Annotated in this window: 8 protein-coding genes; all 8 read left to right on the top strand. The window is 64.2% G+C overall.

What is annotated here, in order from left to right; translation table 11 throughout:
• Window positions 1-413: 413 nt before the first annotated feature.
• The 8 genes from AC50X7_RS17155 to AC50X7_RS17120 all read left to right on the top strand — a co-directional run bounded on the left by AC50X7_RS17155 (window position 414) and on the right by AC50X7_RS17120 (window position 12,196).
• Complete coding sequence (locus tag AC50X7_RS17155; RefSeq protein WP_494980110.1) at window positions 414-2,321, top strand: acetolactate synthase large subunit; 1,908 nt, start codon at window positions 414-416, stop codon at window positions 2,319-2,321.
• Window positions 2,322-2,323: 2 nt separating this feature from the next.
• The gene (ilvN, locus tag AC50X7_RS17150) at window positions 2,324-2,836 is read left to right on the top strand and encodes an acetolactate synthase small subunit (protein ID WP_079597732.1); all 513 of its coding nucleotides are present in this window, start codon (window positions 2,324-2,326) and stop codon (window positions 2,834-2,836) included.
• 94 nt (window positions 2,837-2,930) lie between these two features.
• The gene (ilvC, locus tag AC50X7_RS17145; RefSeq protein WP_494980109.1) at window positions 2,931-3,956 is read left to right on the top strand and encodes a ketol-acid reductoisomerase; all 1,026 of its coding nucleotides are present in this window, start codon (window positions 2,931-2,933) and stop codon (window positions 3,954-3,956) included.
• A 127-nt stretch (window positions 3,957-4,083) separates the two neighbouring features.
• Window positions 4,084-5,673, top strand: coding sequence for a phosphoglycerate dehydrogenase (serA, locus tag AC50X7_RS17140; protein ID WP_494980108.1), 1,590 nt, complete (start codon window positions 4,084-4,086; stop codon window positions 5,671-5,673).
• 215 nt (window positions 5,674-5,888) lie between these two features.
• Window positions 5,889-8,687, top strand: a complete 2,799-nt coding sequence (locus AC50X7_RS17135) for an ABC transporter permease (RefSeq protein WP_494980107.1) — start codon at window positions 5,889-5,891, stop codon at window positions 8,685-8,687.
• The gene (locus AC50X7_RS17130) at window positions 8,684-9,439 is read left to right on the top strand and encodes an ABC transporter ATP-binding protein (protein WP_494980106.1); all 756 of its coding nucleotides are present in this window, start codon (window positions 8,684-8,686) and stop codon (window positions 9,437-9,439) included. Before AC50X7_RS17135 ends, AC50X7_RS17130 begins: the two co-directional genes overlap by 4 nt.
• A gap of 33 nt (window positions 9,440-9,472) precedes the next feature.
• The gene (metG, locus tag AC50X7_RS17125; RefSeq protein ID WP_494980105.1) at window positions 9,473-11,035 is read left to right on the top strand and encodes a methionine--tRNA ligase; all 1,563 of its coding nucleotides are present in this window, start codon (window positions 9,473-9,475) and stop codon (window positions 11,033-11,035) included.
• A gap of 207 nt (window positions 11,036-11,242) precedes the next feature.
• The gene (locus AC50X7_RS17120; RefSeq protein WP_494980104.1) at window positions 11,243-12,196 is read left to right on the top strand and encodes a hypothetical protein; all 954 of its coding nucleotides are present in this window, start codon (window positions 11,243-11,245) and stop codon (window positions 12,194-12,196) included.
• Window positions 12,197-12,328 lie beyond the last annotated feature (132 nt).

Below are 12,328 nucleotides of genomic sequence, written 5' to 3'. Positions count from 1 at the left end.
ACATGGCTCACAAGTGGCTCTTCGCTGTGGTGCGTCTGTGTTTGGATCTTCCGTGGGTGGCCCACCCCCCCCAGGGCACCTGGGCCTTAGCCTAATTAAGACCTGCCGCCCGTGGGGGCAGGGCTTAATAGAGCCGGCAGGGACGGATCCCAGAAGGGATCAAAATGTGGACACCGATGTCCACATGGTGAGATCGGGGAACACCTCGTTGACACGTATCTCGCCCAGAGGGAAAACTGAACGCATGACTTTCGTTACTGTCGGCACCGTCGTCGTCCTTATTCAGCGCGTGGCACATTAGCCCCCCGGTAACGAACCGTCACGCGCAACCCCTCGAAGAGCCGCCAGGCTGAGGGGTTTTTTTATTTCCCGCAGTTTCCATGAACCACAGATGATCCACAAGGAAGAGTCCGATGAGCAAAGGATCGCCGATCAGCCCCTCGCTGATGGCTAGTAAGTCCGCTGGAGCCCCAAAGGCTCCGGAACGCGCCGACCGCACGGCGGACCACGCCGTCGTCGTCGCCGACCTTGCTGCCGTCTCTCCTGTCCTTGGGCCGAACCACGTTGTACCCCCAACGGTGATGACCGGCTCGCAAGCTATTGTCCGCTCGCTCGAAGAACTCGGCGTCGACGATATTTTCGGTTTGCCCGGTGGCGCGATCCTGCCCACCTATGACCCCTTGATGGCCTCCAGCATGAACCACGTCCTGGTCCGTCACGAACAGGGAGCCGGCCACGCCGCGCAAGGCTACGCCATGGTCACCGGGCGGGTGGGAGTTTGTATCGCCACCTCGGGCCCGGGCGCCACCAACCTCGTTACCGCCATCATGGATGCCCATATGGACTCCGTGCCGCTGGTGGCCATCACCGGCCAGGTATCCAGCGGTGTGATCGGCACCGATGCTTTCCAGGAAGCTGACATCGTGGGCATCACCATGCCCATCACCAAGCACTCCTTCCTGGTGACCGACCCCAATGACATTCCCCACGTCATGGCGGAGGCGTTCCATCTCGCCTCCACCGGCCGCCCGGGACCTGTCCTGGTGGACGTAGCCAAGGACGCCCAGGTTGGCCAGATGACCTTCTCCTGGCCGCCGCGGGTTGACCTGCCCGGCTACCGTCCGGTCACTCGCGGCCACAACAAGCAGGTGCGCGAAGCCGCGAAGCTGATCGCCGCAGCCCGCAAGCCCGTGCTGTACGTGGGCGGCGGCGTTGTGAAGGCGCACGCCTCCGCGGAGCTGCTGGCCCTGGCCGAAGCAACCGGCGCTCCCGTTGTCACCACGCTGATGGCGAAGGGTGCTTTCCCGGACTCCCACCCGCAGCACATGGGAATGCCCGGCATGCACGGTACCGTTTCCGCCGTGACTGCCCTGCAGCAGGCCGACCTCCTGATCACCCTCGGCGCACGCTTCGACGACCGCGTTACCGGCGTGCTGAAGACATTCGCGCCCATGGCGAAGGTCATCCACGCCGACATCGACCCCGCGGAGATCTCCAAGAACCGCACCGCCGATGTCCCCATCGTTGGCTCCGTGAAGGAAATCATTCCGGAGCTCACCGAAGCCGTTCGCACCCAGTTCGAGGCGTCGGGTGCTCCGGAGCTCACAACGTGGTGGGCTTTCCTGAACAACCTCAAGGAAACCTACCCGCTGGGCTGGACCGAGCCGGATGATGGGCTGACTGCGCCGCAGAGAGTCATTGAGCGCATCGGGGCGCTGACCGGACCCGAAGGTATCTACGTTGCGGGCGTCGGCCAGCACCAGATGTGGGCGGCACAGTTCATCAAGTACGAGCGCCCGCACGCCTGGCTGAACTCTGGCGGTGCCGGCACCATGGGCTACGCCGTCCCGGCTGCCATGGGCGCCAAGGTGGGCGAGCCGGACCGTGTGGTCTGGGCCATCGACGGCGACGGCTGCTTCCAGATGACCAACCAGGAACTGGCCACCTGCGCCATCAACAACATCCCCATCAAGGTTGCCGTCATCAACAACTCCTCGCTGGGAATGGTTCGGCAGTGGCAGACCCTGTTCTATGAGGGCCGCTACTCCAACACCGACCTCAATACCGGCCATGACACAGTCCGCATCCCGGACTTCGTCAAGTTGGGGGAGGCCTACGGCTGCGCGTCGTTCCGCTGCGAACGTGACGAGGACATCGATGCCACCATTCAGAAGGCACTTGAGATCAATGACCGCCCCGTGGTCATCGACTTCGTGGTGAGCCCCAACTCGATGGTGTGGCCGATGGTGCCCGCCGGCGTGAGTAACGACCAGATCCAGGTTGCCCGCAACATGACCCCGGAATGGGAAGAAGAGGACTGACCATGAGCCGCCACACACTTTCCGTCCTGGTTGAAGACAAGCCGGGCGTCCTGACCCGCGTCGCAAGCCTCTTCGCCCGCCGCGCCTTCAACATCAACTCACTGGCCGTCGGCCCCACAGAAGTCCCGGGCATTTCCCGGATGACCGTGGTGGTTGACGCCGACGGCGACCTTATCGAGCAGGTCACCAAGCAGCTCAACAAACTGATCAACGTCATCAAGATCGTTGAGCTGACCCCCGAATCTTCCGTACAGCGTGACCACATCCTGGTCAAAGTACGTGCGGATGCCGCAACACGTCTGCAGGTGACCCAGGCTGCAGACCTGTTCCGGGCCTCAGTGGTAGACGTCTCCACCGACTCCGTCGTCATTGAAGCCACCGGCCACCCCGAAAAGCTCACCGCACTGCTCTCCGTGCTCGAGCCCTTCGGTATCCGCGAAATCGTGCAGTCCGGCACCCTGGCCGTTGGACGGGGATCCCGCTCCATGAGTGACAGGGCGCTGCGTTCCGCATAGGACCCCGCCAAGGGGCCCGCCCCTGCGTTACGCAACGCCCGTAACCGCACCACCGAACACCCATCTGCAAATCCACTCAAGAGGAGTTACGCAAGTGACTGAAATGTTTTACGACGACGACGCCGACCTGTCGATCATCCAGGGCCGCAAGGTTGCCATTGTTGGCTACGGTTCCCAGGGCCACGCCCACGCGCTGAACCTGCGCGATTCCGGCGTCGAGGTTGTTATTGCGCTGAAGGACGGCTCCAAGTCCGCCGCCAAGGCCGAGGACGCAGGCTTCACCGTCAAGAACGTTGCCGACGCCGCCGAATGGGCCGACGTCATCATGATCCTTGCGCCGGACCAGCACCAGCGCTCGATCTACAACGACTCCATCAAGGACAGGCTGAAGCCCGGCAAGGCCCTGGCCTTCGCCCACGGCTTCAACATCCGCTTCGGCTACATCCAGGCACCGGAGGGCGTTGACGTCATCCTGATCGCCCCGAAGGCACCCGGCCACACCGTGCGCCGCGAGTTCGAAGCCGGTCGGGGCATCCCGGACATCATCGCCGTCGAGCAGGATGCTTCCGGCTCCGCCTGGGACCTGGCCAAGTCCTACGCCAAGGCAATCGGCGGCACCCGCGCCGGCGTCATCAAGACCACCTTCACCGAAGAGACCGAAACCGACCTGTTCGGTGAGCAGTCAGTCCTCTGCGGCGGTGTGTCCCAGCTGATCCAGTACGGCTTCGAAACCCTCACCGAAGCCGGCTACCAGCCGCAGATCGCCTACTTCGAGGTGCTGCACGAGCTCAAGCTCATCGTGGACCTCATGTGGGAAGGCGGCATCGCCAAGCAGCGCTGGAGCGTCTCCGACACCGCAGAATACGGCGACTACGTCTCCGGCCCGCGCGTCATCACCCCCGAGGTGAAGGAAAACATGAAGGCCGTCCTGGCCGACATCCAGTCCGGCGCGTTCGCCAAGCGGTTCATCGAGGACCAGGACAACGGCGGCGTTGAGTTCAAGGAACTGCGCGCCAAGGCAGAGCAGCACCCCATCGAAGAGGTTGGCCGCGAACTGCGCTCACTCTTCTCCTGGCAGCAGCAGGACGCGGACTACGTTGAAGGTTCTGCCGCCCGCTAAGGCCGCCGACGAGGCGCCGCTCTAAAAGGCAGCTGTGAGGCCGGGTTCACACTTAACAATGTGAGCCCGGCCTTTCCGTCGGCCTAGACTTGTTTCATCCCCAGGACTGCAACGCAGAGGATCAGCCGTGTCAAAACCCGTAGTACTGCTCGCCGAAGAACTTTCCCCAGCAACTGTCGAGGCCCTCGGCCCGGACTTCGAGATCCGCCAGACCGACGGCGCTGACCGCTCCCAGCTACTCTCTGCCATCAGCGATGTTGACGCCATCCTGGTCCGCTCGGCCACCCAGGTGGACGCTGAAGCGATCGCGGCAGCCAAAAACCTCAAGGTCATCGCCCGTGCAGGCGTGGGCCTGGACAACGTGGACATTAAGGCCGCCACCCAGGCCGGCGTGATGGTGGTCAACGCACCCACGTCCAACATCGTCTCCGCGGCCGAGCTCACCGTGGGCCACATCCTCAGCCTGGCCCGCCACATCCCGCAGGCCAGTGCAGCCCTCAAGGACGGCGAGTGGAAGCGCTCCAAGTACACGGGCATCGAGCTGTTCGAAAAGAAGATCGGCATCATCGGCCTGGGCCGGATCGGTGCCCTCGTCGCGGCCCGCCTAAAAGGCTTCGACACCAAGATCCTTGCGTACGACCCCTACATCACCTCCGCCCGCGCCGCCCAGCTCGGTGTGCAGCTGGTGACCCTGGACGAGTTGCTGGCCCAGTCCGACTTCATCACCATCCACATGCCCAAAACCCCGGAAACCCTGGGCATGCTCGGTGTGGATGCCTTCAAGAAGATGAAAAAGACCGCCTATGTGGTCAACGTGGCCCGCGGCGGCCTGGTGGACGAGGAAGCGCTGTTCACGGCCCTGCAGGACGGCGAGATCGGTGGCGCGGGCGTGGACGTCTTCGCCAAGGAGCCCAGCACCGACCTGCCGTTCTTTAAGCTGGACAACGTGGTGGTCACCCCGCACCTCGGCGCCTCCACGGATGAAGCGCAGGAAAAGGCCGGCGTTTCGGTGGCCAGGTCCGTTCGCCTGGCCCTGGCCGGTGAGCTCGTGCCGGATGCCGTCAACGTCGCCGGCGGCGTCATTGCCCCCGACGTCCGCCCGGGCATTCCGCTGATCGAGAAGCTGGGCCGCATCTTCACGGCGCTGACCCACGATTCGCTGACCCAGCTTGACGTCGTGGTGGCCGGCGAAATTTCGTCCCTGGACGTCAAGGTCCTGGAGCTGGCGGCACTGAAGGGAGTCTTCGCTGATGTGGTGACCGAGCAGGTCTCCTACGTCAACGCCCCGGTCATCGCCGAACAACGCGGCATCAACGTCCGCCTGATGACCACCCCGGAGACAGAGTCGTACCGTAACGTCCTGACCCTCCGCGGTGCCCTCAGCGACGGCAGCCAGATTTCCGTGGCCGGCACCCTGACCGGGCCCAAGCAGATCGAGAAGCTCGTGGGCATCAACGGTTTCGAAGTTGAAATCCCCATCAGTGAGCACCTTGTGGTGGTTGCCTACACCGACCGCCCCGGCGTGATCGGAACCATCGGCCACATCCTGGGCATGAACAACATCAACATCGCCGGCATGCAGGTGGCCCGCCACGACCAGGGCGGGCAGGTGCTCGCGCTGCTGACCATTGACAGCTCCGTGCCCCAGCAGGTCCTGGACGCCATCAAGGCCGGAATCGGCGCCGAGATGGTCCGCGAAGTAGACCTGGAGGACTAACCTCCGGTCTGCCGAAACGCCGTACTGCCGCCCCCGCTTCGGCGCGTCCCGGCGGTGCCACGTATGATTGGCCGGTCTGCTTACAATGGCTGGGTCCTGGTTCAGGACCCTGCCGGCAGGCCGGCCAATACCTTTTGCACATCCGTCCGTGATCGTCCACGTCCGCCGCGCGCGGCCGCGAATGTGCGCACGCAATCCAGGTTTCAGGGAGTTCCATGAACGCCGTCCAGAGGTTCATCAGAAGCAGAGTGCTGCTGTTGACCGCGGCCATCTTGATCGCAGCCATGTGCTTGTCGGTCCTCGTCCAAAGCCAGTCGCAGGCCGCGCTCAACCGGACGGTGGATGAGAATTCCCGGGGACTCTACGATGTCCTGGTCCAGGCAAAGGCGCCCTCGGGTGCGCTGCTGCAGCCGGAAATCGCCAACGGCACCGGCGGCATCAGCTTTGAACAGCTCGAGGCCATCCGGAAGTTGCAGGGAACTTCCGTTGCAGCGCCCATCAGCCTCGTGTCCCGGGTAACCCAGAACCTTGAGGCGCCACGCCTGGACGCCATGGACTACCTCGGCTATAACGCCGGGCTTGCAGGCACCGCGACGGCGGACCAGGCCGCGGGTGCCACGGCGCCGGCAGACTGGCCCAAGGCCGAGTCGGTTCTCAGCGATGAGACAAAAAAATACCGCCTGACCGCCAGCGCCGTGAGCTCTGACGGTGTTTCAGAGCAGACGCTCTTCAAGTCCACCGCCGAAGGCACCCTGGGCAAGGCCAAGCTCGTGGAGGAGCAGGCCGCCGGGGGGAGCAGCATCCGCATCGCCGCTCCTGAGGATGAAACGGGTATCAAGTTCGCCGCCCCGGCCGGCGGTTCCGAACACAACCTCTTCAATGTGTCCGTGTCGCTGCCCCTCGCGCCGGAGGTCACCGAATCCGTGGTCGCCGTTGATCCCGCCGCCGAGCGCGCTCTGCTGGGTTCTGCCGGTGACTTCCTGGCTCCGCTGGAAAAAGCGCCGCCTGCCGATGCTCGCGATGCCGGGGCCATCGGCCGCTACTTCGAAGGCCTGTTCACGAACGGCATTGGCCTGGACGAGCTGGAAGAAGGCCCGGACTTCCTGGGCGTGAAGCTCAAATACTGGGCGCCGCTGATGACGCAGTACCAGCAGGCCAAGCGCAACGGCCAGCTGACGGCCGATTCCCAGGCCATTCCCCTCATCGTGCGCTCGGGCACCTCCCTGGACCTGAAGTACAACGTCAAGATCGAGGAAATCGACGACACCGGCAAGGTGGTCAAGGACGTCGGGACTGTCTCCCAGTCATTGGACCAGGATTACCTCCCGTTTGTCTCGAAGGACCCCTTCGTTCTTTCCTGGCCTGGCTCCACCGACCACTCGTCGGTTCTCGGTGCCACCGGCAACTTCAACCAGGGGCTGTACACCCCCGCGGAGTGGAGCACCGACTTCGCGGCCGCCCCGAAATACACCGACGGCGAGACGGCGGCAAACGGCGCTGTCGGCAAGACCGCCGTACCGGGCGAGTGGGTCACCGTCAACCGGCTGCCGGAAAAGAGCGCCAACGGGACCCCGGTTGACCAGACCCAGCGCGAGCCCGTGGACGAACGCTCCTACCGTGAAAACCTGGAGACGGGGGAGCAGAAGGCGGCGGCACCACTTGCCATGGTCTACGGAACGTTTGATCCTTCCGCAGTGGCACAGGCCGCCGGTGACGTGAACAAGCTTCCGTTGGGCGGCTACGACCCCGCCCCCTTCACCCTGGTCAAGGACGCCGAGGGCAAGGACGTTTCGGCCACAGCGCTCGAACCGTCCCTGAGCGCCACGGGGCTTGCCAGCCAGTCTGCCGGTGCCATCACCGATTACTACGGCCTGGCTGCTGCCCGCGGCTACAAGGAAAACGCAGCAGTCATCGACGCCGTCCGTGTCCGGGCCGATGCATCCGGCAGCTGGAAAGAAGCCCAGCCGGACGTGGAAAAGCTGGCCACCGAGATCCGCGGGATGGGACTGGAAGCCACCGTCGTGGCCGGCTCTGCCCGCGAGGACGCCAGCATCTTCGTTCCCGGCTACTCCAAGGATGACGCCGGCAAGGAATCCGACCTTGGTACGGTCCAGCAGTCATGGGTCAGGCAGAACGCCGCCGAGGCCGTGACGGGTTCGCTTTCCGGAACGAACGTCACGCTGCTCTTCCTGACGCTTTGCGGAGCTGCGCTTCTCACCGGAGCGTCCACCGTGAGCTACGTCCGCAAACGGCGGAGCGAAGCAGGGACCCTGCGCGCGATGGGGTGGACCCAACGCCGCATCCGCAGCTGGGTGCTGGAAGAGTTCGGTGTGGGTGCTGTACTGCTCACCGTGGCCGGCATCGTTCTGAGCCTCGTCAGCTGGAGCCTCACCACCGCCCTGGTCTGCGTTTCCGTCCTGGTCCTGTACGCCGGTGCCGCCTTTTTCGCAGCACAGCAGCTGCGCCACCGCGACGTCATTGACCAGGAACCGCAGCATGACGAGCGCCTCATCCCGGTGGATTCACCGCTGACCTTCGCGAACCGCCAGCTGGGCACCAACAAGTTCAACACCCTGGCCCTGGCCGTTGCCGTTGGCGTCTTCGGCGCTGCGGTGGGCGGACTCATCGCGCTGCTGATCGACATTCCCCGCGCGGCCGGCGCCAGTGCCCTGAGCGGACCCGCCGCTGCCAGCGTGGCACTGCCGAGCATTCTCCTGGCTCTCGCGGGCGTGATCGTGGGACTGGTCCTGACCCTGGTCACCGGACGCTTTGAGCTCAACGCCAAGCGGCAGTACCTGGGCATCCTCGAAGCCATGGGCTGGAACCCGGACATGCTCCGCCAGGTCCGGCTGTTCGAGAACGCGCTGGTGGGAAGCGTGGCACTGCCGCTGGGCGTGCTGGGCGCCCTGGGCATCGGGCTCCTGCTGGCCCCTTATGCCGCGCTGTGGGCAGGCGTGGCCGGCCTCGTGGCTGTACTTTGCTGGATACCGATTGCAACGAAAGTGGTCCAATGACAAACCAGACGAATGTCCAGCGGAGCCGCAGGAGCGGCTCCGGCGACGTCCCCCTGCAGACGCGCGCCAACACCATCGTCAAGGCCGCTGACCACGAAACCCCGCTGGAACTGAGCGACATCACCATCCGCTACGGCGGCGGTAAGGGCGGCGCCGAGGCAGTCAGCGTGGTGGAAGGTTTCGACCTCACGCTGCACGCGGGCGAGATGCACTGCGTCGCCGGCCGAAGCGGATCCGGCAAGACCAGCATCCTGACCGTCGGCGCGGGGCTGACCCTGCCGACGTCGGGGCGCGTCTATTGGGAAGGTGATTCCCTGGAGAGCATGGGCGACGACGAAATCGCCGACCGCCGTCGTGCCCTGATCGGTTACGTGGACCAGGGCGGTGCCCTCATCGATGGAATGAGCGCACTGGAGAACGTGCTCCTGCCGGCTGTTCCGGACGGGGAAGTGGACCAGCGCCGGGACATGGCCAAGGACCTGCTGGACCTGGTGGGCCTGGGCCGCCGCATGCGGCACCGCCCGGCCCAGCTGTCCGGCGGCGAACGCCAGCGCGTAGCCATCGCCCGTGCCCTGATCCTGGGCACCAGGGTCCTGGTGGTGGATGAACCCACGGCGAGCCTGGACCGTGCCTCGGCGAACCGGATCATCAGCATCTTGAAGGACACCACGTCGGACGGCATCGCAGTCCTGGTGGCTTCGCACGACCACGAACTCGTCCGGCTCAGCGACTCGCTGACCGAACTGATCTAGCCTGTCCCTCCGCACCGAAGGTAACGTCCTCCCGTGACTGCTTCACACAAAACGCCGTTCTACATCACCACGGCCATCACCTACCCCAACGGTGTGCCCCACATCGGCCACGCCTACGAGTACATTGCCACCGACGCCATGGCGCGGTTCAAGCGGCTTGACGGGTATGACGTGATGTTCCTGACCGGCACGGACGAGCACGGCATGAAAATCGCCCAGACCGCCGAAAAGGAAGGCATCACGGCGAAGCAGCTGGTGGACCGGAACGTCGAGGTCTTCAAGGCGGCACACTCGGCCCTGGGCATCTCGTACGACCGTTTCATCCGGACCACTGACGAGGACCACTACGCTGCGTCCCAAGCCATCTGGAAAAAGATGGAAGCGAACGGGGACATCTACCTGTCCAAGTACGAGGGCTGGTACTCCGTCCGGGACGAGGCGTTCTACGTCGAGGACGACACCGTGGTCAAGGACGACGGCGTGCGCTACTCCAAGGAGACGGACACCGAGGTGACCTGGACCGCGGAGGAGAGCTACTTCTTCCGGCTTTCCGCCTACCAGGACAAGCTCCTGGCGCTCTACGAGGCCCAACCGGAGTTCGGTGCTCCGCAGTACCGTTTCAACGAAGTCATCAGCTTCGTCAAGCGCGGCCTGGAGGATCTCTCCATCAGCCGTACCACTTTCGACTGGGGCGTCCCGGTCCCGGGCAATGACAAGCATGTGATGTATGTCTGGGTGGACGCCCTGACCAACTACCTCACCGGCGTGGGCTACCCCGACATCGACTCGGAAAAGTTCCGGACGTTCTGGCCGGCCGATGTCCACGTTATTGGCAAGGACATTTCCCGGTTCCACGCCATCTACTGGCCCGCCTTCCTGATGAGCGCCGGCCTGGAACTGCCCAAGCGGGTCATGATCCACGGGTTCCTGCACAACAACGGCGTCAAGATGTCCAAGTCGCTGGGCAACGTGGTGGCCCCGGCCGACTTCGTGGAGCAGTACGGCCTGGACCAGGTGCGGTTCTTCTTCCTCCGGGAAGTGCCCTTCGGCGCGGACGGCAGCTACAACCACGACGCAATTGTCGGCCGTATGAACGCCGACCTCGCGAACAACTTCGGCAACCTTGCCCAGCGCTCCCTGTCCATGGTGGCCAAGAACTGTGGGGGCAAGGTGCCAACTCCCGGCGCGTTCACGGCGGCAGACAACGCCATCCTGGAGCAGGCCGGCGGCCTCCTCGAAGCTGCGCGGGCAGCGTTTGAGAAGCAGGAATTCAGCCGCGCCCTCGAAGCGGTCTGGGGCGTCCTGGGTGACACCAACGCCTACTTCGCGGAGCAGGCGCCGTGGGTGCTGCGGAAGACCGACGTCGGACGCATGAACACCGTGCTGTACGTGACCCTGGAAGTCCTGCGGATCGTGGCCATCCTCGCCCAGCCGGTCATGCCGACGGCAACAGCGGCCCTCCTTGCCACCCTCGGCCAGCCGGAAGGGGAGGCCCGCCAGTTCTCCGCCATCGGAACGCCGATTGCCGCGGGGACCGAACTGCCGGCTCCCTCGCCGGTGTTCCCCAAGTACGAGGAGCCTGCTGAGGCCAAGTAGTGCCGTGTTCGGGATCTGAGTACGTCCTACTGGGGAATCCGTATGCCAAAATCCTTAGCCTGATCCTGTTAGCAAACTGACAGTTCGCATCTGGGAGAACCGTCGCCCCGATGCTGTCTGTTTGCCTTTTTTGACCCGTCAGTGCGGGGCGGTCGTGTTCTCCTCGGCGTCTGCGCAGTTTGAAGCAGACTATGGACGGAGACGGAAATGAAACGGATCCTTGCCGTGCTGGGGGTTACGGGCCTCGCACTCACGGGTGCCTCAGCAACGGCGTTTGCCACGGACGAATCGTCCGGCGGCGGCGGCGAAAAGATCACCATCTGCCACGCAACGGGCTCGGAAACGAACCCTTACGTGCCAATCACCATCAGTCTCAACGCGCTGAATGCCCATATCGGCCACCAGCACGAAGAGGACATCATTCCGGCCAATGAGGGGAAGGCGCTGCCCGGCGGGCGGAACCTGTACAAGGTGGACTGGTGGAATTCCGGTTGTGCCAAGCCGGGTGGATCGCCGCATGAGGACAAAGAGCCGCATGAGGACAAAGAGCCGCATGAGGACAAAGAACCCCATGAGGACAAAGATAAAAAAATCACCATTTGCCACGCGACCGGTTCGGAATCAAACCCCTACGTGGTCATCACCGTCGCACTGCGGGGCCTCAATGGACACGCCGGTGACCATCACCAGCACAGCGCGGACATCATCCCGCCGAACCACGGGAAGGTGGTTCCTTACGGCCAGAACTGGACTGATGACGGCAAGGCCACGTACAACAACGGCTGCGTCCCGGTGAAGGTTACGCCGGTAGTTCCGCCGGTGAATCATCCGGTTGTTCCGCCCGCAGTGGTTCCTCCAGCTGTGGTTCCGCCCGCAGTTGTTCCTCCAGCCGTGGTTCCTCCCGCTGCGGTTTCCCCTGCCGTAACGCCGGTGGTTCCCGTCGCACCCGCTCCACGCGGGGCGGCTGCCGGTGGCGGGGCAGGCGCTGTTGTTGCCCCGAACGAGGGCTTTAACGTGCAGACTGCAGTTTCGGAATCAGCGGGGCCGGCACCGGACCCCTGGCTTGGAGGCGTGGCAGCTGTGTTGCTGGCGGGCGCGGCGATAACGGCGCGGCGGACCCTGGCTGGCGGTGGATGCCTCCGGCGCCTGCACCGCGGGTAGAAAGTTTTAAAGCTCGATGAAGGGCAATTGACTGGATGATGCGCATGCGCCGTGCACGGAAACGTGCGCGGCGCTTTGCGCGCCCTGCCGCCAGAAGCAGTGTTCGAATACTGAGACGGCTTGACCAGCATA

The sequence above is a fragment of the Pseudarthrobacter sp. Hb11 genome, from assembly GCF_059383655.1.
The sequence above is the reverse complement of the archived record's forward strand: the minus strand, read 5'-3'. Positions and strand labels throughout refer to the sequence as shown.